Origin of the sequence: Streptococcus suis, from assembly GCF_002964045.1 — a bacterium.
Classification (GTDB): Bacteria; Bacillota; Bacilli; order Lactobacillales; family Streptococcaceae; genus Streptococcus; species Streptococcus suis_U.
The window spans coordinates 1-19,658 of sequence record NZ_POPB01000254.1; the positions used below are offsets into that span (position 1 = coordinate 1).

Here is a 19,658-nt window from a genome sequence, read left to right on the forward strand (position 1 = left end):
TCAGTGGTTACCTCGGGATCACTAAACACTTTTTTGGCTGCAATGTCCATCATTGGACTGATAGAATGTCTTTTTTTGCTCATCTTGTTCTCCGAATTCTTTTGATGTGAGATATTCACCTCAAAACATATATTCGAAAAATAGAGCGATTTTCCCTAAGTTTATTATAGCATAAATCCTATAATTAGAAAAGGAAAATAAAAACCTGCTAGTCTTTAAAAAACTAACAGGTTGAGAATGGCTTTATAATGGTAGAAGCGAAAGCTTTTATGCATGCTTATTGAACTTGGTCAAGGGTCGCAAATACTGTTGGTGCGCTTTCCAAGTCATAAGTAAAATTATTGCGTACTTCTTCATCATCAGTAGCTGGTTTTGCAAAGAAAACAACGTTGTATTGACCATTTTCTAAGATAAAACCTGGGAAGATAGTGCCACCTAGACCAGTCACACCTGGCAGGATAGCTGACCAGTCACCTTCTGCTTGGCGAACGATAAAATGGTTTGGTTTGTATTCGACAAGATCTGTGATTCGTGCTGTATAAGTAAAGATGTTATTTTCCTCTGGCTGATCTTCACTTGTGCGGAAATCATTTGTTACGGTGATAGTGCCATCAGCAGAAAGGCTCATGTCGATATTTCGAGCTTGTTGACTTGTTCCTTTCCATTGACCAATTGCTGCAGGTGGGATTGTTGCAGATGGTAAGGTTTGGATTTGCTTGTACGTAATTGCTGCAAGGTTGATCTGTGCTTGGTTCGTCTCTGCTGCTTGGCTATTTGTTGTTGTACTTGCCTGAGTTTCTGATGCAGTACTTGATTGGTTTGTAGCGTTATTGTTGCTTGTTTCACTTTGTGATGAGCTCGTTTGCTCTGATTTGTTTTCCTGAGTTTTTTCAGCCTTCGAAGAGCTTGCCGAACTTGATTTTTTTGTGCTCGATTGTGTCGTCTGACTGGTAGAAGTTTTTGTTTGCGTTTCTTGTGTCTTAGTAGAGCAAGCTGCTAATAGACAAGTAGCAGATAGTAAAATGATAGTTTGGTTGATAATCTTTTTCATTGTTTGTTACCTCCATTTATAAATAGAGTATAGCAAATAAAAAATGGATTGTCAACACATTTTTGTAACATTTGTAATGTTTTTGTAACAAAAGAAATTTTATTGTTACTTTTTAGTGAAAAAATTTTCAATATCTGCCTGATCTATGCCAATCATGGGGTCGATGGTTAGCAGGTTGTCCACTGTCAAAATGTATTCTGTGGGTTGTCCACTTGTTTTTTCTGGCTGGTCTTGGTCAAGAAGGGATAGTTGCTGGCTGTTTTCAGTTACGGGCTCTGTTTGTTTTGGTTTATCTGACTGGACAGGGGGCTGGGTTTGCTTGGCTGTGGCTGTTTTGCTTTCGTTGTTATCTGTCAGGATTTCCTTGCTGTCCTGCTCTGCTATTTCCCCTTGGAAACGAGGGACCAGATAGGTTTTTCGGAGGGTGCCAGCGTTTTTGACGGCGTAGTCGAAGGCGGAGATTTCGCCTAGGAGAATGAGCTTGCTCTTGGAGCGGGTGATGGCGGTGTAGACCAGGTTGCGCTGGAGCATGCGGTGGCTGGTGCGGGTGATGGGAAGGATGACCACCTGGAACTCGCTACCTTGGGACTTGTGTATGGACATGGCATAGGCCAGGGTAATCTTGTACCATTCATTACGTGGATAGGTGACCTCGCTACCGTCGAAATTGATGGTAATCTCGTCCTGCTTGGAGTCGGTGTACTTGGCAGGCAGGAGGTCGGTGATGTAGCCCAAATCACCATTGAAGACATTGGCCTCGGCATCGTTGACTAGGTGGATGACTCGGTCACCTTGGCGGAAGGCTTGCTCGTTGTGGAGGAATTCTAGCTCTCCGTCTTCTAGAGGATTGAGTAGGGCCTGGGTCATGGTGTTGAGTTGGTCAATGCCTGCGGCACCACGGTACATAGGTGCGAGGATTTGGACTTCGTTTGCAGGGATACCTGACTTGATGGCTGCACCGACAATGCGTTCAATCAGGGCTGGAATTTGTTCGTTTTGCGCTTCAAAATAGGAGCGGTCAGCCTTTTTCTCACGGAAATCGCTAGGTAGAGCTCCTTGACGAATTTGGCTGGCTAGGGTAACAATGGTTGAATCGTCGGATTGGCGGTAGATGCGTTCCAGAGTGATGCTGGGCAGCTTGTCAATTTTCAAGAGGTCAGCTAGGACTTGGCCGGGGCTGACAGAGGGTAATTGCTCCGCATCGCCGACAATCAGAACTTGGGTCTGGGATGAGATGTTCTGGAAGAGTTGGTTTGCCAACCAAGTATCTACCATAGAAAACTCATCGACGATGATAAAGTCGGCATCCAAATAATCATCACGGTAGGATTCTTCCTGTCCTTCTACCAGACCGAGATGGCGATGGATGGTGGCGGAAGGCAGACCTGTCAATTCATTCATCCGTCTGGCTGCTCGTCCAGTTGGAGCAGCAAGGAGGACAGGGCATTCTTCTCGGTTGCGCGTCAGGTCAATCTTATGCAAGATGGCATAGACTGCGATAATACCGTTGATAACTGTCGTTTTTCCTGTTCCTGGTCCGCCTGTCAGAATGAAAAGCGGATTGGTAATGGCTTGGACGATGGCTTCCTTTTGAATGTCATCGTAGGTCAGGGAAGACATACTTTCCAGCTCTGCTATGGCAGCCTCAACGTCTGCGCGTGGGAAGGGTTTGAAGCCATTTTTTCCCATCAGGCGGGTCAAGTTTTTATGGATACCATGTTCGGCAAAGTAGAGGCTGTTGTCAAAAATCTTTGTGCCTTCTTGCTGTACCTTGTCATCTGCAATCAGTCCAGTCAATTCTTGGGCAACTGCGGCAGGGTCCAGCTCTGTATGGCGGGATTTTTCCAGCAGTTCAAGGGTTGCTTCCAGCAAGTCTCTGGCCTCCACATAGGTATCGCCTGTTTCCATGGAGCGATGAATGAGGCTAAAGAGCATGCCTGCCCGAAAACGTTGAGGGGAATCGCTGGCAATGCCTAGGTTTTCTGCGATTCTATCGGCAATGGTAAAGCCGAGCCCCTGTACATCTTCGACCAGTTGATAGGGATTTTCTTCAATAATCTGAAGTGTTTTTTCCTTATACTGGTCTTGGATTTGAAAGGCCAATTTATTGGGAATGCCGTATTCAGCCAGCTTGGCCAAAATTAGTTCGGTTCCATAATTGAGGCGGAGTTTCTCCACAAATGCCTGCATGTTCTTGCTGGATAGACCTGTAATTTGGGTCAGTTTTTCAGGTTCAGCTAAAATCTTATCAATGGTATCTTCGCCGTAGAGTTCAACGATTTTTTCTGCTGTTTTACGACCGATTCCCTTGAAATGGTTGCTGGAGAAATACTTGACCAGACCAGTTGAGGTAGGCTTACTGCGCTCGTAGCGCGAAATTTGCAGTTGCTGACCATACTTGGGATGGGTGACCAGATTGCCATAGAAACGATAGTCTTCTCCTTCAATGACATCGGCAATGGTTCCGGTTACGATAATCTCGTAGTCATCATAGTCTGCATCTGTCTCCTCGATTTCAAGGAGGAGGATTTTATAAAAATTGCTAGGATTTTCAAAAATAATCCGGTCAATAGTACCGGTAACATACACTTCGTTCATAGAATTCATTTCCAATAATAATGAAAAGAAGTTTGGAACGGCTTGATCCAAACTTGTTTATATTAGTCAACAGTTCCAATACGATTGAAAGGCCACATGCGAAAGACGACTTCTCCCTTGATATTTGAACGGGTAAATGGACCAACTGTACGGCTATCGAGTGAAACTAGTCTGTTATCGCCCAAGAGGAAATACTGCCCTTCTGGTACTGTGTAGCTGAGACTAGGATAGCTATTGGCATCTAAGGTGAAGGCTTGAGCAGTTTGCGCTAAAGCTTGGAATTGTTTATTGTAGGAGTACTCAGCTTGAAGTTTATCTTTTTGAAAGGCTGCGAGGTACTCATCTAGATATGGTTCATCTACTTTTTGGTCGTTCACATAGAGGACGTCGTTTTCAATGCGAATGGTGTCTCCAGGCATTCCGATAACACGTTTCACAATTAGTTTTTCTTTGCCACTCGAATCAACTTCGCTAGCAACTACAATGTCAAATCGGTCAATGCTAGTTGTTTTTAGCATGATCAATTTTTCTTGATGTTGTAAAGTAGGGTCCATAGAGTGCCCATCTACTGAAACAGGTTCCCACAAGAAGAAGCGACTAGCTAAAAATGATCCGACTATGAGGATAAAAATTCCCCATTCTGCAAGAAAGCTAGCAAAGCTTGAACGTTTTTTATTTCTGGCCATAAATGTTTCCTCATTTCAATAATTTTTGTGCTTTTTGTGTATTGGCAAAGTGGAGTTTGGCAGTTTGGTTGAGACCAGCCATGCCATAGTCTTTTAAGATGCTTGCCGCGACCTGGTCGGACTTACTGCCAGCACCAGACGGTAGATTCATCCCAACTAGTTGACCAAGCTGGACAAGATTTTCTAAAAACATAGCTCTAGCAATAATAGAAGATACTGCCACAGCCAAATACTTGCCTTCAGCCTTTTCTTCTAGAGTGACGGGGTTGGCAAATTGGTTGGCTTCCTTCTTCAAGTACTTTTGATAATTTTGACTGGAAGTGAAGGCGTCAATGATAATCTTCTTGGGCTGGACACCCTTTTGCAAGAGTAGGAAAATAGCCTGATTGTGTAGGGCGACCTTGACAGACACCGCATTGTAGCCTTGCTCAATGACTTCGTTGTATTTTTTCGGAGACAATAGCAGAGCTTGATGGAGGATTTTTTCTTTTAAGAGAGGGGCGATTTGGCAGATTTTTTGGTCTGTCATTTTCTTGGAATCATCGACACCAAGCGACTTGAGAAAGGCATGGTCTTCTGGGCGGACAAAACTAGCAACGACTGCCAAACCTCCAAAATAAGACCCGTTTCCAACCTCATCTGTCCCAATCATGGGCAGGTTTTGACCAGGTACGGTCGTCTGTCCAGAGCTTTCTGGCTCATAGCCCCAGAGCCCTGCTTCCTGCTCTGCCATTTCCCCTTGGAAAACGACCTTTCCTGAAGTATAGATGGACAGGCTGGCACCGGTCAGTTTGAAAAATGCTTCGATGTAAGGATTTTTGCTGGTCTGCCGATAGCGGTCATAGTGAGCCATCATGGCTTGTTTTTGCTGGGCAGATGCCTTTAGTACAACGGTATTCATGTTCTTATTGTAACACAAATGCTAGTTAGAGTGTGCAGAAAAGGGTGGAATTTACTATAATGGTAGAAGAAAGTGAGGTACACTATGGAAGTGCAAATGAAGTATAAATGGGCGACTCTGGGAACAGGTGTCATCGCCAATGAACTCGTTCAGGCCTTGCAGGCTATGGGTGGAAATCTTTATTCGGTGGCTAACCGTACCTATGACAAGGGTGTGGAATTTGCGCAAAAATATGGCATCGAGAAAGTTTATGAAGAAATCGATCAAGTGTTTGAGGATCCTGAAGTAGACATTATCTATATTTCTACACCTCACAATACCCATATCAATTATTTGAGAAAGGCCTTGAAGGCTGGGAAGCATGTCCTCTGTGAAAAGTCTATTACGCTGAATTCAGAAGAATTAGCAGAAGCCATTCAACTGGCAGAAGAAAATCAGGTTATCCTGGCAGAAGCCATGACTATTTTCCATATGCCAATCTATCGTCAGTTGAGCCAAGTGGTTGCTAGTGGCAAGCTTGGAGAGTTGAAGATGATTCAGATGAACTTTGGCAGCTACAAGGAATACGATATGACCAACCGCTTTTTCAATAAGAACTTGGCAGGCGGAGCCCTCTTGGATATTGGTGTCTACGCCCTGTCCTTTGTCCGTTGGTTTATGACGGAAAAGCCTAGCCAGGTCTTGTCTCAGGTCAAATTGGCTCCGACAGGTGTGGACGAGCAGGTAGGGATTTTGCTCAGCAATGATGCAGGAGAAATGGCGACTATCGCCCTGACCCTCCATGCCAAACAGCCAAAACGTGGAACGATTGCCTACGATAAAGGCTACATCGAGCTTTACGAGTATCCACGTGGTCAGAAGGCAGTCATCACCTACACAGAAGATGGTAGTCAAGAGGTAATCGAAGCGGGCGAAACAGCCAAGGCCCTTTCTTATGAAGTGGCGGATATGGAAAAAGCTGTCGCGGGTATCGAAAACACCATGCACCTAGCATTTACCCAAGATGTCATGGACATTATGACCCAACTCCGTAAAGAATGGGGCTTGGTTTATCCTGAAGAAATGTAGTCTATCATGTTGAACAGTGAATACAGGTTCTTACCTATTAAAAAATAAAGACCTTGGATTGTTCACTCAAAATTATATCTAGATAATGTGACAAATTAGTGACAATTGTATAGGATTTGTGACAGAAACTTTGAAAGATTACACATCGAATACAGTTTATTTAAAAGAAACAGAAGCGCTTGTTTTTCTGTTTTGAATGGGTTATCATAGGTGTATCAAATCGAAAAGGAATAGTTTATGAAACGTAAGAGAGTAAATAAACCAAAACACATGCGTCGTAAGAGAAAAACATCTATTTTAAAAGAAAATAAAAAAATGATGTATGCTTCTTCTTTGGCATTGTCTTTGTTTACTACAGGAGTGGTATCTACAAATGTTATGGCTATTGAATGGACGCCTCGCACAGTAGCAGAGATTCGTCCTGAAATTGTTCAAGAAAGTAATCAAATGACTTACACTGTCAAATATGGTGATACTTTGTCTGCCATTGCTTCTGCTATGAATATTGATATGGACACTTTGGCAAAAATCAACCAGATTGCAGATATCAATCTTATTTTCCCCGACACTGTGTTAACAACAACAGTTGACCAAAACAATCAAGTTACACAGGTCGAAATTGAGACTCCAAGCCAAGAAAATCCAGCTGAAACAGTTCAAGCAACAGTTGATGTGACGACCAATCAAGCTAAGGTTGATAATACAGTTGTAAACTTGGATGAGGTTCCTGCGGTAATACCAACAACACCAGTAGTAGAAACTCAAGCCCCAGCGGTATCGGAAGCTCAAGCGGCAGCGGACGTCCAAGCAGCAGAAGCTCAAGCAGCAGCGGACGCTCAAGCGGCAGCGGAAGTTCAAGCGGCAGCGGAAGTTCAAGCGGCAGCGGAAGCTCAAGCGGCAGCGGAAGCTCAAGCAGCAGCAGAAGCTCAAGCGGCAGCGCAAGCTCAAGCAGCAGCAGAAGCTCAAGCGGCAGCGGACGCCCAAGCGGCAGCAGAAGCTCAAGCGGCAGCGGAGGCCCAAGCGGCAGCGGAGGCCCAAGCAGCAGCAGAAGCTCAAGCCGCAGCGGAGGCTCAAGCGGTGGCGGAAGCTCAAGCGGCAAGTACAAGTTCATATGATGTTGGACTCCAACCGCAAGTAGCAGCCTTCCGAGCAGAAGTTGCTAATGCCTTTGGCATTACATCCTTCTCAGGTTATCGTGCGGGAGATTCTGGAGATCACGGTAAAGGATTAGCCATTGACTTTATGGTACCGCAAAGTTCAGCACTGGGTGACCAAGTGGCTGAATATGCCATTGCCAATATGGGGGCGAAAAATATTTCTTATGTTATTTGGAAACAACGTTTCTATGCACCATACGCAAGCATCTATGGTCCTGCATACACTTGGAACTTGATGCCAGACCGTGGTAGCATTACTGAGAACCATTACGACCACGTACACGTGTCATTTAATCAATAGAATAAAAAAGCCAAACTTATATCGTGAGCTTGGCTTTTTTAGGGCAAGTATGAATTCAAAAATAAGAAGAATGCTTGCTATATTTGCAACAACCTACCTCCAAAACTTATCATAGCCCTTCTTATCTTCCATGTTAAAGGTGATGATATTGCGGAGTAGTTCCCAGTTGACCTCTTGGTCTTCCTTAATTTTGAAGAGGTTGGAAGTCGCATCGTAGCCGGCTTCCTTGATGTCCTTGGCAAAAGTCTCCATAGTAACCGTTTCAGGTGCAACGGAAATATGAGCCTTGGCAGCGGAGAAGCCAATAATAAAAGTTCCGTCCATGATAAACATGGGCTGGTTCCACTTGATTTCAGTCGTTAGACTTGGAAATTCCTGCTGGATTTGGGTGAAAATTTCCTCGAGCTTGTCCTTCAAGATAGGATTTTTAACCTTGTTCAAAAATTCTTGGAGCATGGGTGGTTCCTTTCTTTTTTATTTCATTCTATCATACATAAAAGAGGAGTTGCCTCCTCTTTTTGTGATTATTTCACCAAAATCGCCAGTGCCTGATAAGGCTTGAGGGTGATTTTCTTACCGAGTTTGTTGTCAGGATAGTTGCTAATAAGGACTTGGCCGCGGGCATAATCGTCTGCTAGGTCTAGCTCAACCTCTTCTGCGAAGAAATTGTTGAGGACCAATAGTTTCTCGCCACTTAGCAAGCGTTCAAAGGCATAGATTTTCTGGCTATCCTTGTAGGCTGCCTTATAGTCCCCTTCTGAGATGAGAGGAAGTTCTTTCCGCAGGCGAATGAGTTCTTGGTAGAAGGTAAAGATTGGGCCTGTTTTTTCCTGTTCAACGTTAATGGTTGGATAGGATTTGCCAGCTTTCAGCCAAGGAGTTCCTGTTGAGAAGCCTGCATTGTCAGAAGCATCCCATTGCATCGGAGTGCGGGAATTATCACGGGACTTGGCCTGGATAATCTTGAAGGCCTGCTCAGGTGTGTGACCTTGATCCAAGAGCATCTGATAGGCATTGATAGATTCTACGTCCACGTAGTCGTCCATGCTGTCGTAGTCAGGGTCAATCATGCCGATTTCCTCGCCCATATAAATGTAAGGAGTGCCGCGTGACAGGTGGATAGAGGCTGCTAGCATGGTTGCTCCTTCATTGCGGAAATGCTCCACATCAACAAAGCGGTTGAGGGCACGAGGCTGGTCGTGGTTGTTGTAAAATAGAGCATTCCAGCCATTTCCAACTGACATCTCCTCGCCCCAAGTGTGAAAGAGGCGTTTGAGTTCCTCAAAGTCAAAGTCCATAATGGTCCATTTTTGACCGTCCTTGTAGTCCACTTTCAAGTGGTGGAAGTTGAAGGCCATGGACAACTCTTCCCGCTCAGGAGCCGTGTAGAGAATGCAGTTTTCAATGGTAGTAGCAGACATTTCCCCAACGGTCATGAAGCCTTTTTCTGCTCCAAAAGTAGCATTGTTCATCATCTTGAGGTAGTCGTGGGTAATCGGGCGGTCGGTGTAGGCTGGCTTACCGTCATTGATTGGGCAGTCTTTGAGGACTTCGTCCTTACCAATCAGGTTGATAACATCGAAGCGGAAGCCTTTGACACCCTTGTCTTTCCAGAAGTTGACCACCTTGAACAGTTCTTCGCGGACATGAGGGTTTCGCCAGTTGAGGTCGGCTTGGGTCACGTCAAAGAGATGGAGGTAGTATTTCCCAGTCTCTCCAAAGGGAGCCCAGGCATTGCCACCAAATTTAGACACCCAGTCAGTAGGTTGGTCACGCAGGATAAAGAAATCCTGGTAGTATTTGTCGCCAGCCAAGGCTTTTTGGAACCATTCGTGGTCTGTCGAGCAGTGGTTGAGAACCATGTCCAGCATGAATTCGATACCTAGCTCTTTACCGACAGCCACCATTTCTTCAAAGTCAGCCATGGTGCCAAAATCAGGATTGACGGCTGTATAGTCTGAAATGTCATAACCGTTGTCTCGCTGAGGGCTTGGGTAGAAGGGATTGAGCCAGATCATGTCAATGCCTAATTCTTTTAGATAAGGGAGTTTTTCAATAATCCCACGCAGGTCACCGACACCATTGCCGGTCGTGTCCTTGTAAGATTTGGGGTAGATTTGATAGACGACTTTGCGTTTGTCTATGGTCATGATGTGTTTACCAATTCCTTTCTTAAAAATGATGTTATCAACGGCAAAGAGTTGGGGTCACCAACTCTCTACACTTATTTTGTTTTATGCTTTTGTTGCTTTCAAGACAGCTTGGCCACGTTCTACTGAACGAGGAAGCTCTCCAAGAACCTCCGTGTTGAAATCCGTTTGGTTGGTCACGATAACAGGTGTTTCAGCAACAAGACCAGCAGCCTTGATGACATCAATGTCAAAGCTAATCAATTGATCACCAGCTTTTACCTTGTCACCTTGTTTGACATGGGCTGTGAAACCTTTGCCTTCCAATCCAACAGTATCCATACCGATGTGCATAAGGAGTTCAACTCCGTTTGTAGCAGTGATACCAACAGCGTGGTTAGTAGGGAAGAGGACAGATACTTCACCGTCAACAGGTGCAACTAAGATGCCTTCGCTAGGATCGATAAGGACACCTTGTCCCATGACCCCAGATGCGAATACAGGGTCAGTTGCCTGTGACAATTCTTTTGCTTGACCAGTTAGGGGGCTGATCAATTCGATAGCAGAACCAGTTTCAACGACAGTTTCAGTTACGACTACAACTTCTTCAACAGTTTCTTCTTTTTTTGAAAATGCACCTGTACGTTTGAAAACAGCTGTCAAAATCATTGGGACAACAATCGCAACAATCATTGTCATAAAGAATGCACCCCAGTATTCAGCCTTGATAGACAAGATACCTGGAAGACCACCGATACCGATAGAAGCAGCTTGGATGTTGAAGGTTACAGAAAGTAGGCCAGCGATACTTGAACCAATCATAGCCGCTACGAATGGGTAAACGTATTTCACGTTAACACCAAAGAGGGCTGGTTCAGTAACACCTAGGTAGGCAGAAATAGTTGCAGGAAGTGAAACTTGAGCTTCTTTTTCATTGTGACGGTTCATGAGGAAGTAAGCAAATACCGCAGAACCTTGAGCAATGTTAGAAAGAGCAATCATTGGCCATAGCCCAGTTCCACCAGCATCCGCGATCAATTGTGTATCGATGGCATTTGTCATGTGGTGAAGACCAGTGATAACGAATGGAGCATAAAGGGCACCGAATACAGCACCGAAGAGCCATTTCAATGGGCCTGTCAAACCAGCCAATACGATAGTTGACAACCATTGACCGATTGTCCAACCGATAGGACCAAGGACAGTGTGCGCCAAGATAATCGCTGGAAGAAGTGATAGGAATGGTACGAAAATCATAGATACAACTTCAGGAATCACTTTACGCCAGAAAATTTCTAGATAAGAAAGTGCCAAACCTGCAAGGAGGGCAGGGATAACTTGTGCTTGGTAACCGATACGGGCAATGCTAAATGCGCCGAAGTTCCAAGACCATTCGCTAGCGATGGTCGCTGCGTCTGTACTTGGTACAGCATATGCGTTAAGCAACTGTGGAGATACCAAACAGATACCAAGGACGATACCAAGGATTTGTGACGTTCCCATTTTACGAGATACAGACCAAGTGATACCTACTGGCAAGAAGTGGAAGATGGCTTCACCTGGCAACCAGAGGAAGTGGTTGACACCATTCCAGAATGGTGAAACATCAACGATAGTATTATAAATCGGAGAGCCAGAAGCAGTGACTTGTTTGACACCGTCAACTACTTTTTGTCCCAACCACTCCATCTGAACACCTTCTAGGAGGTTACGGAAACCGAGAATCAAACCGCCGACGATAAGGGCAGGGATGATTGGGGTGAAGATTTCCGCCAACATGGTCATAACACGTTGGATAGCATTTTGGTTACTTTTAGCGGCTGACTTAGCAGCTTCTTTTGATACGCCTTCAATACCAGATACCGCAGTAAAGTCATTGTAGAAGATTGGTACATCGTTGCCGATGATAACTTGGAACTGACCAGCGTTGGTGAAGGTTCCTTTTACTGCAGGAATGTCTTCGATGACTTTGACATTTGCTTTTTTGTCATCCGCAAGAACAAAACGCATACGTGTCGCACAGTGTGTTACTGCATTGACATTCTCTTTTCCACCAATAGCATCTAGGAGCTGTTTGGCTTCTTTTTCAAATTTTCCCATATATTTTCCTTCTAGACGGCTTATGGAATCCGTCACCCTATATTTTTTGACATACTTAAAATCATATGCCTAAATTTTTAAATTTGTACGGACAAATTTCGTTTGTGTTATCATTGTATCCGATTTCAAAAAATAATGCAAGCATTTTTGCTTAATTTTTTTTAAAATTTGTTATAATAGTGTTAATTTTAAGATGAAAGAAGAAGTTTACTGAATAAACCATGAAAAAATATCAAGAAATTTATAACGATTTAAAAGAAAAAATCCGTACAAATACTTATTCTGCGGGAGCGTCTTTGCCAACGGAACAGCAATTACAAGAAGAATATGGGGTCAGCAGGGACACAGTCAGAAAGGCCCTTTCGATTTTGACAGAGGGCGGCTTGATTCAAAAAGTACAAGGAAGAGGCTCCATGGTATTGAAACAAGAGGTCTTGAATTTCCCTGTATCGGGCCTGACTTCCTACCAGGAATTGACAAATTCTCTTCAATTATCCACTCAAACCCAGGTGGTGAGTTTAGATTTGGTGACAGTTAATAGTAGTCTAGCAAGTTTAACTGGCTTTGAACCTTTTAGTAAAGTTTGGAAAGTGGTACGTACTCGCTCAATCGATGGAAAAATTTCTGTTGTTGATACAGATTATCTATTGGTTGATGTCGTTCCAGAATTGACAAAAGAAGTGGCGGAGCACTCGATTTATGAATTTCTTGAAGGTCAACTCGGGCTTGATATTTCTTATGCGCAAAAAGAAATTACCGTGGAGCCAACCAGTCGTGAAGAACGCGAATTGATGAAATCACAAGATGATTACCTGGTGTTGATTAAGTCTCGTGTCTTTCTTGGTGATACGCAGCAATTCCAATATACGGAAAGTAAGCATAAAATAGATAAATTCCGTTTTGTAGATTTTGCTCGTCGAAAACGTTCGTTATAAGAGGAATGGAAATATCATCTATTTTATTGTATAATGGTAGGTGAGGTGTTATATGGCAAACTTAAATCGATATAAATTTACATTTGGTGAAAAACAATTAACATTAACAACTGAGCATGACAATCTCTTTATGGAGGAAATTGAACGTATTGCCCAGGAAAAATACCAGGCAATAAAGGAAAAAATGCCGACGGCAGATTCCGAGACATTGGCACTTTTATTGGCAATCAATGCCTTGTCTGTTCAATTAACTCGTGAGATTGCTTTTGAACAGAGAGAAAAAGAGTTAGAAACGACTAAAGACAAGGTTGACAAGAAGAATGTGACCCTTGTAGATTTAGATGGGCTTGAGGATAAGACATGATTTCAATAGTGCTTATTCTTGTTTTGGTATGGAGTTTTTATCTGGGTTATAGTCGGGGTTTGGTTGTGCAGACCTTTTATAGCCTTGGAAGTATTGTTGCTCTAACGATTGCAACGGCAACTTATAAAAGTTTGATTCCTTTCCTTTATCTTTGGGTTCCATTTGCGAACGCTACTCAAGGTAGTTCAAACTATTATTTTGATGAGAAATATCTCTTTGACTTAGATAGTGTATTTTATGCAGGTTTGGCCTTCCTAATCATCTATTTCTTGGTCTATGTATTGGTGCGATTTTTAGGGATATTTGTCCATCTATTTGAAGGTTTTAATCCAGATAATCAGACTAGCAATGTGATTAGTGGATTGTTATCGGTTTTGGTGACTTTTATTTCCTTACAAATTGTCATGGTCCTGTTATCAACGATACCATTGGCGATTATCCAGGATAATCTTCAAAATAGCTTTATTGCCAATGCCATGATTCAATACACACCATTTACAAGTAGTTTTTTTAAATCTCTCTGGTTGAGTAATGTTGCAGGGTAAGGGGAACCTTATCCTTTTTGACTAAGTAGGAACATATGAATAATAAAATTATTGAAACCCTTGAATTTCACAAGGTAAGACAAAAAATTGAGCCCTATCTCTTGACGGAACAGGGCTTTGAAGAATTACGACAGTTGGAGCCCATGGTGGAAGTCCACCGTATCCAACAGGCTTTTGACGAGTTGACAGACATAGCGCAGATTTTTGTGGAAAATCCTTATTTCAGTCTGTCAGCTACTAGTGACATCGGTCCAGCCATGCGTCGTTTGGAATTGGATACAGACCTCAATATCGCTGAAATATTAGCTGTTAAAAAGGTCTTGGAAGTTTCTAAATCTCTCTTAGATTTTTATGGCAATCTTGAAAATGTCAGCCTCAGTCAGCTAGATAAATTGTTTGAGAAAATTGAGCTTTTTCCACATTTACAAGGATCGCTCCAGTCCATCAATGATGCTGGTTTTGTCGAGGATTTTGCCTCAGAAAAGCTGGCTCGTATCCGCCGGAAAATCCGTGAAGCAGAGGATCAGGTCCGTCAGGTCATGCAGGATATTTTGAAGAACAAGGGGGATATGCTGTCCGATAGCATTTTGGCAAGTCGTAATGGGCGAAATGTCCTTCCTGTCAAAAATACCTATCGCAATAAGATTGCAGGGGTTGTCCATGACATTTCTGCATCTGGCTCGACAGTTTATATAGAGCCGCGGGCAGTGGTGACCCTGAACGAAGAAATCAGTCACCTACGTGCAGAAGAACGCCATGAGCTCAACCGTATCTTGCAGGAATTATCGGATATGCTTCGACCTCATAGTGGTATTCTCCGAAATAATGCTTGGATCATCGGTCATCTTGATTTCGTCCGTGCTAAGCATCTCTTTGCGCGTGATCATCATGCAGTTGTACCCAAACTATCTGAGAAGCAGGATATTGCCCTTCTCAACGTTCGGCATCCGCTCATTGCTGAGCCTGTACCAAATGACCTTTATTTCGGTAGCCAGTTGACGGCTATCGTGATAACAGGTCCCAACACTGGTGGTAAGACCATCATGCTTAAGACCTTGGGATTAACGCACCTTATGGCTCAGTCTGGTTTGCCTATCTTGGCTGATAAGGGCAGTCGAGTAGCTATCTTCAAAGAAATTTTTGCGGATATTGGTGATGAACAGTCCATTGAACAGAGTTTATCAACCTTCTCCAGTCACATGACCCACACGGTGCAGATTTTAGCGGAGGCGGATCAAGATTCTCTCATTCTCTTTGACGAGTTGGGAGCGGGGACAGATCCGCAGGAGGGTGCGTCTTTGGCAATGGCTATTTTGGATGACCTTCGTCTGCGGGGGATCAAGACCATGGCAACCACCCACTACCCTGAGCTCAAGGCCTACGGGATAGAAACCTCTGGTATTGAAAATGCCAGCATGGAATTTGATAGCAATAGCCTGCGTCCGACCTATAATTTTATGCAGGGTGTTCCTGGTCGCTCCAATGCCTTTGAAATTGCCCGCCGTCTTGGGCTATCTGATATTATTATCCAGTCAGCCCAATCTTGGACGGATACAGATAGCGATGTGAACCGCATTATCGAGAAATTGGAAAGCCAGACGGTTGAAAGTCGTCAGCGTCTGGATAAGATTCGTGATGTGGAGCAAGAAAATTACAAGATGAACCGAGCCCTTCGTAAGCTCTATGACGAGCTCAATCGTGAGCGGGAAAATGAGCTCAACAAGGCACGTTTGGAGGCCAAGGAAATTGTCGATATGGCATTGGCAGAAAGCGAGGATATTCTCAAAAATCTTCATGCTGCAGCCAGTCTTAAGCCCCACCAGATTATCGAAGCCAAGGCAGAGCTGAAAAAGTTGGCGCCTGAAGTGGTGGATCTGTCTAAGAACAAAGTCTTGAAAAAAGCCAAAATTCAGAGGGAAGCCAAGGTGGGCGATGACATTATCGTTACAGCTTATGGACAACGCGGCACCCTGACCAATCAGCTCAAGGACGGGCGTTGGGAAGCTCAGGTTGGTTTGATTAAGATGACCTTGGCCAAAGATGAGTTTGAGTTAGTAAAGGCGGAAAAGGCAGAGCAGCCTAAGAAACGCCAGGTTCACACAGTCAAACGTGCCAATGTACGAGGACCAAAAGCCCGCTTAGATCTCCGTGGCAAACGCTACGAAGAGGCTATGATGGAGCTGGATGAATTTATCGACCAAGCTCTGCTCAATAACCTGGCCCAAGTCGATATTGTTCACGGAATTGGTACAGGGGTTATCCGAGAAGGGGTGACCAAGTACCTTCGTCGCAACAAGCAGGTCAAGGAATTCGGCTACGCCCCACAAAATGCAGGTGGATCAGGCTGTACTATTGTGACGTTTAAATAGCAATTAACCGATGGGAGATTCTTATGATTATCAGAAAATATCAAACCAGTGATGAAAAAGGCTGGGTTTACTGTAAGGCACTCAGCTATCTCTTTTCCCCATTTTTTGACGATAGAGAAACTGAAAAGCCTGAACTGATGACGGATATTTATGACTACCGTGTAGAGTGGGTGGCTGAAGTAGACGGTCAAATCGTTGGTCTAATCGACATCGATATTTACACTGAGGAGTGCAGCCAATCTTATATTTACGCACCAAGTAAGCGAACAGCTTATTTTACTAACCTAGCAGTTCACCCTGATTTTCAAGGGCAGGGCATTGCACAAGCGCTTTTTGAACAGGCAGTGAATGAATTGAGAGAGCAAGGTGTAGAAAAACTAGCTATCTTTACCAGAGAGGACGATGCAGCTAACCATTTGTATCAGAAATGGGGAGGGCAATTGGTATGTACTGATTATCTGGTGGTTGGGGCACCAAAGGATATTCCGACCTTCCGTTTTGGAATTGATTTAGAGCAAGGTCGATTGGCCTTTACAGATGAAACAGGTCAGTCAGTACCCTACTATCTCCGCGAAGGTGTCTATGTCGTTAGTGAAGAAACCGACTTGGAACTCTTTGACATAGAAGATGTCTATCAGGAACTGACCTATGTGGTGGATTTGACGGAAAAAAGTTGAAAAGGTTCAACTTTTTTCTTTTTTGTAAATGAATCTGGTACGTGATTCCCCCTCGTCCTCCTGCGGTCTAGTTTAGAATGATCAACATGCTTTCAAATCACAATTGTTTAAGCATGTCTATCTCATTTCTCTTCCGTAGCAAAAATTCGCATTCTCTCTTCATTTGGTGTAGAATGATAGTACCAAAAACAGAAACGGAGAAAATTATGGTTCAAGTTATTACAGATGCAAACTTTGAAGTTGAAACACAAGAAGGCGTAGTCCTTGTTGACTTTTGGGCACCTTGGTGTGGTCCATGCCGCATGCAAGCACCAATCTTAGAGCAATTAGCAGGCGAAGTGGATGAAGATGAACTGCGTATCTACAAGATGGATGTTGATGAGAATCCAAACACAGCTCGTCAATTTGGAATCATGTCTATCCCAACCCTTTTGTTCAAAAAAGATGGACAAGTTGTGAAACAAGTAGCAGGTGTGCATACCAAAGACCAAATCAAAGCAATCTTGGCAGAAATTGCCTAGCTAGGAAGGACTGAGAAAAGTCCTTTTTATCTATCAAAAAATAGATTGTTATAATAAAGTTACCTAAAAAACTGAGAGTGGAGAATATGAAAAACAAGTATTTTACAACCATGGAATACCGTGATAAGCTCTTTGAAGAGTTGGATTTACAGACTCGTGATATAGTTATCCTAATGTGTGCGATTTTTATTGCTTCTGTTGGTTTAAATATGAATAGCACAGCAGTGATTATCGGTGCTATGCTGATTTCCCCCTTGATGACACCGATTGTTGGGCTTGGTCTGGGCTTGGCGATTTATGACCTTGCCTTGATGAAGAAGGCGTTGAAGTTGCTGGCTGTCGAAGTTGTTATTAGCCTGCTGGTATCCAGCATCTATTTCTATCTTTCGCCGATTACAGTAGCCAGTACAGAGTTGACTGCTAGAATTTCGCCGACAGTCTGGGATATTATTATTGCCATTGCTGGCGGAATTGCTGGAGTGATTGGCAGTCGGAAAAAAGAGGCCAATAATATTGTGCCCGGTGTTGCCATTGCGACAGCCCTCATGCCTCCTATTTGTACAGCAGGTTTTGGCTTGGCTCATGGTAATACCCAGTACTTCTTTGGAGCCCTCTACCTCTTTTTGATCAACTGTATCTTCATCATGTTGACCACCTTTTTCGGCTCCCGCTTTATGATGCGACGGACCAAGGCAGTTGAATTGAACAAATTGAACCCAAAATTGAGATATGGTATGACGGCTCTAGTACTTGCCTTGACCATTCCGAGTCTGCTTTCAGCAGGAAATCTGGTCTTAGACTATGCCCGTAAGGATGCCATGAATCAATACATTAGCGAGAAATTTACCTCTCACACTATTCTTAGCCGGACTTATAATAAAACTAAAAATCAGTTGGAGATTACCATTGTCGGACAAGAACTGACCGAACAAGAATTGGAAAAATTAGTCAAGGAAAAGTCGAAATACGGATTAGAGAAATTGACGGTCAAGGTCAACCAGGTTGCCAGCTTGTCACAGGCAGATGCTAAGGAGGTTTACCAGTATATTGACCAGTATATTGAGCAAAAGTTGTCCAACACAGATACAAAAAATGAAGAAATTCAAGATGAGATAGAGTAGGCGGGAGGAGTATGCGTCCTACTTTTAAGAATAGATTAGATGATATAGGAGGAAACTCACATGAAAGAAATCTACCTAGCAGGCGGTTGTTTCTGGGGGATGGAAGGCTACTTTTCCCAGATCGATGGTATTCTTGACACTAGCGTTGGCTATGCCAATGGACAGGTGGAGACGACCAATTATCAACTCCTCAAACAAACAGACCACGCAGAGACACTCTATCTAGCCTATGATGAGACTCGTATCAATTTGCGGGAAATTCTCCTCTACTATTTCCGCGTCATTGACCCCTTCTCTGTCAATCAGCAGGGACCTGACAAAGGTCGTCAGTATCGGACTGGTATCTATTACACCGATGAAGCTGATTTACCGACCATCGAGCAGGTTATGACGGAGCAGTCCCAGCTCTTTGGCGGACGTCCCCTAGCCGTTGAAGTGGAGCCACTCGCACATTACATCCCCGCCGAAGACTACCATCAGGATTATCTCAAGAAAAATCCCCAAGGGTACTGCCATATCGATCTTGGGCAGGCAAAAATCCCTCTGATTGATGTTGCAGACTACCAAAAGCCAGACCAACAAGTCTTAAAAGACAGCTTGACCGACCTCCAGTACCAAGTCACTCAAGAAGCTGCGACGGAAAGAGCCTTCGAAAATGAGTTTTGGAATAGCGACCAAGCTGGCATCTACGTCGATATTACGACTGGCGAGCCGCTCTTTCTCTCAACAGACAAATTCGACTCAGGCTGCGGCTGGCCCTCCTTTACCAAGCCAATCAGCAAGGAAGTGGCGACTTATTTCCAAGATAAGTCCCACGGCATGAACCGTATTGAAGTCCGCAGTCGGGCTGGTCATGCTCATTTAGGGCATGTCTTTGATGACGGACCGCGTGATAAAGGCGGTCTCCGTTACTGTATCAACTCAGCAGCCCTTCGCTTCATCCCGAGAGAAGAGATGGAAGCAGCAGGCTATGGCTTGTTTTTGGATCTTTTGGCTGATAAATAGAAGAAAATTTTCAGAAAAACCTGTTTCTCTTGACAGGTTTTTTCTGTGTTCAATCACTTGGTTTCATTGCATAAATCTGCTTTCTATTTATAAAAATGTATGTTAAAATAAAAACAAAAAGGGGTTGTCT

General features: G+C 43.8%; 17 protein-coding genes. 10 read left to right on the forward strand and 7 right to left on the reverse strand.

Going from position 1 to position 19,658, the window contains the following annotated elements; all coding sequences use genetic code 11:
* Positions 1 to 277 precede the first annotated feature (277 nt).
* The 4 genes from C1E99_RS02495 to rnhC form a co-directional block, all read right to left on the reverse strand.
* The gene (locus tag C1E99_RS02495) at positions 278 to 1,051 is read right to left on the reverse strand and encodes a hypothetical protein (RefSeq protein WP_105107997.1); all 774 of its coding nucleotides are present in this window, start codon (positions 1,049 to 1,051) and stop codon (positions 278 to 280) included.
* A 105-nt stretch (positions 1,052 to 1,156) separates the two neighbouring features.
* Positions 1,157 to 3,649: an ATP-dependent RecD-like DNA helicase gene (locus C1E99_RS02500; protein WP_105206482.1), complete on the reverse strand. Its 2,493-nt coding sequence runs from the start codon at positions 3,647 to 3,649 to the stop codon at positions 1,157 to 1,159.
* A 62-nt stretch (positions 3,650 to 3,711) separates the two neighbouring features.
* Positions 3,712 to 4,335 (reverse strand): signal peptidase I, encoded by a 624-nt coding sequence (gene lepB, locus C1E99_RS02505; RefSeq protein WP_105206483.1) that lies wholly within the window; start codon positions 4,333 to 4,335, stop codon positions 3,712 to 3,714.
* 10 nt (positions 4,336 to 4,345) lie between these two features.
* Positions 4,346 to 5,236, reverse strand: coding sequence for a ribonuclease HIII (rnhC, locus tag C1E99_RS02510; protein WP_105206484.1), 891 nt, complete (start codon positions 5,234 to 5,236; stop codon positions 4,346 to 4,348).
* Between the two features lie 84 nt (positions 5,237 to 5,320).
* On the opposite strand from rnhC, the gene C1E99_RS02515 reads away from it, so the two are divergent.
* Both C1E99_RS02515 and C1E99_RS02520 read left to right on the forward strand, forming a co-directional pair.
* Positions 5,321 to 6,304: a Gfo/Idh/MocA family protein gene (locus tag C1E99_RS02515; protein ID WP_105206485.1), complete on the forward strand. Its 984-nt coding sequence runs from the start codon at positions 5,321 to 5,323 to the stop codon at positions 6,302 to 6,304.
* A gap of 237 nt (positions 6,305 to 6,541) precedes the next feature.
* Positions 6,542 to 7,762 carry a LysM peptidoglycan-binding domain-containing protein gene (locus tag C1E99_RS02520; protein WP_105206486.1) on the forward strand — a complete coding sequence of 407 codons (1,221 nt, stop codon included), beginning with the start codon at positions 6,542 to 6,544 and terminating at the stop codon, positions 7,760 to 7,762.
* A gap of 93 nt (positions 7,763 to 7,855) precedes the next feature.
* On the opposite strand, the gene C1E99_RS02525 is transcribed toward C1E99_RS02520, so the two are convergent.
* The 3 genes from C1E99_RS02525 to treP form a co-directional block, all read right to left on the reverse strand.
* The gene (locus C1E99_RS02525; RefSeq protein WP_105206487.1) at positions 7,856 to 8,218 is read right to left on the reverse strand and encodes an iron chaperone; all 363 of its coding nucleotides are present in this window, start codon (positions 8,216 to 8,218) and stop codon (positions 7,856 to 7,858) included.
* Positions 8,219 to 8,286: 68 nt separating this feature from the next.
* The gene (treC, locus tag C1E99_RS02530) at positions 8,287 to 9,912 is read right to left on the reverse strand and encodes an alpha,alpha-phosphotrehalase (protein WP_105206488.1); all 1,626 of its coding nucleotides are present in this window, start codon (positions 9,910 to 9,912) and stop codon (positions 8,287 to 8,289) included.
* Between the two features lie 84 nt (positions 9,913 to 9,996).
* Positions 9,997 to 11,991, reverse strand: a complete 1,995-nt coding sequence (treP, locus tag C1E99_RS02535) for a PTS system trehalose-specific EIIBC component (RefSeq protein ID WP_105206489.1) — start codon at positions 11,989 to 11,991, stop codon at positions 9,997 to 9,999.
* A gap of 221 nt (positions 11,992 to 12,212) precedes the next feature.
* Between treP and treR the strand changes: the two genes are divergently transcribed.
* From treR to msrB, 8 genes are all read left to right on the forward strand, one after another.
* Positions 12,213 to 12,926, forward strand: a complete 714-nt coding sequence (treR, locus tag C1E99_RS02540) for a trehalose operon repressor (protein ID WP_105206490.1) — start codon at positions 12,213 to 12,215, stop codon at positions 12,924 to 12,926.
* Between the two features lie 52 nt (positions 12,927 to 12,978).
* Positions 12,979 to 13,290: a hypothetical protein gene (locus tag C1E99_RS02545; RefSeq protein ID WP_074391364.1), complete on the forward strand. Its 312-nt coding sequence runs from the start codon at positions 12,979 to 12,981 to the stop codon at positions 13,288 to 13,290.
* On the forward strand, positions 13,287 to 13,835 hold the full coding sequence (locus C1E99_RS02550; protein WP_105108138.1) for a CvpA family protein: 549 nt from the start codon (positions 13,287 to 13,289) through the stop codon (positions 13,833 to 13,835). Before C1E99_RS02545 ends, C1E99_RS02550 begins: the two co-directional genes overlap by 4 nt.
* A gap of 35 nt (positions 13,836 to 13,870) precedes the next feature.
* The gene (locus tag C1E99_RS02555; protein WP_105206491.1) at positions 13,871 to 16,204 is read left to right on the forward strand and encodes an endonuclease MutS2; all 2,334 of its coding nucleotides are present in this window, start codon (positions 13,871 to 13,873) and stop codon (positions 16,202 to 16,204) included.
* Positions 16,205 to 16,227: 23 nt separating this feature from the next.
* A complete protein-coding gene (locus tag C1E99_RS02560) occupies positions 16,228 to 16,881 on the forward strand; it encodes a GNAT family N-acetyltransferase (protein WP_105206492.1) in 654 nt (217 codons plus the stop codon).
* Between the two features lie 206 nt (positions 16,882 to 17,087).
* Positions 17,088 to 17,402, forward strand: a complete 315-nt coding sequence (gene trxA, locus C1E99_RS02565; protein WP_105108141.1) for a thioredoxin — start codon at positions 17,088 to 17,090, stop codon at positions 17,400 to 17,402.
* Positions 17,403 to 17,488: 86 nt separating this feature from the next.
* Positions 17,489 to 18,523, forward strand: coding sequence for a DUF389 domain-containing protein (locus C1E99_RS02570; protein WP_105161224.1), 1,035 nt, complete (start codon positions 17,489 to 17,491; stop codon positions 18,521 to 18,523).
* Between the two features lie 60 nt (positions 18,524 to 18,583).
* Positions 18,584 to 19,528, forward strand: coding sequence for a peptide-methionine (R)-S-oxide reductase MsrB (gene msrB, locus C1E99_RS02575; protein WP_105206493.1), 945 nt, complete (start codon positions 18,584 to 18,586; stop codon positions 19,526 to 19,528).
* Positions 19,529 to 19,658 lie beyond the last annotated feature (130 nt).

Bases quoted from the DNA above. Each gene is read 5' to 3' on its own strand.
- C1E99_RS02495 (WP_105107997.1), bottom strand. From the start codon at position 1,051: ATGAAAAAGATTATCAACCAAACTATCATTTTACTATCTGCTACTTGT.
- C1E99_RS02500 (WP_105206482.1), bottom strand. From the start codon at position 3,649: ATGAACGAAGTGTATGTTACCGGTACTATTGACCGGATTATTTTTGAA.
- lepB (WP_105206483.1), bottom strand. From the start codon at position 4,335: ATGGCCAGAAATAAAAAACGTTCAAGCTTTGCTAGCTTTCTTGCAGAA.
- rnhC (WP_105206484.1), bottom strand. From the start codon at position 5,236: ATGAATACCGTTGTACTAAAGGCATCTGCCCAGCAAAAACAAGCCATG.
- C1E99_RS02515 (WP_105206485.1), top strand. From the start codon at position 5,321: ATGGAAGTGCAAATGAAGTATAAATGGGCGACTCTGGGAACAGGTGTC.
- C1E99_RS02520 (WP_105206486.1), top strand. From the start codon at position 6,542: ATGAAACGTAAGAGAGTAAATAAACCAAAACACATGCGTCGTAAGAGA.
- C1E99_RS02525 (WP_105206487.1), bottom strand. From the start codon at position 8,218: ATGCTCCAAGAATTTTTGAACAAGGTTAAAAATCCTATCTTGAAGGAC.
- treC (WP_105206488.1), bottom strand. From the start codon at position 9,912: ATGACCATAGACAAACGCAAAGTCGTCTATCAAATCTACCCCAAATCT.
- treP (WP_105206489.1), bottom strand. From the start codon at position 11,991: ATGGGAAAATTTGAAAAAGAAGCCAAACAGCTCCTAGATGCTATTGGT.
- treR (WP_105206490.1), top strand. From the start codon at position 12,213: ATGAAAAAATATCAAGAAATTTATAACGATTTAAAAGAAAAAATCCGT.
- C1E99_RS02545 (WP_074391364.1), top strand. From the start codon at position 12,979: ATGGCAAACTTAAATCGATATAAATTTACATTTGGTGAAAAACAATTA.
- C1E99_RS02550 (WP_105108138.1), top strand. From the start codon at position 13,287: ATGATTTCAATAGTGCTTATTCTTGTTTTGGTATGGAGTTTTTATCTG.
- C1E99_RS02555 (WP_105206491.1), top strand. From the start codon at position 13,871: ATGAATAATAAAATTATTGAAACCCTTGAATTTCACAAGGTAAGACAA.
- C1E99_RS02560 (WP_105206492.1), top strand. From the start codon at position 16,228: ATGATTATCAGAAAATATCAAACCAGTGATGAAAAAGGCTGGGTTTAC.
- trxA (WP_105108141.1), top strand. From the start codon at position 17,088: ATGGTTCAAGTTATTACAGATGCAAACTTTGAAGTTGAAACACAAGAA.
- C1E99_RS02570 (WP_105161224.1), top strand. From the start codon at position 17,489: ATGAAAAACAAGTATTTTACAACCATGGAATACCGTGATAAGCTCTTT.
- msrB (WP_105206493.1), top strand. From the start codon at position 18,584: ATGAAAGAAATCTACCTAGCAGGCGGTTGTTTCTGGGGGATGGAAGGC.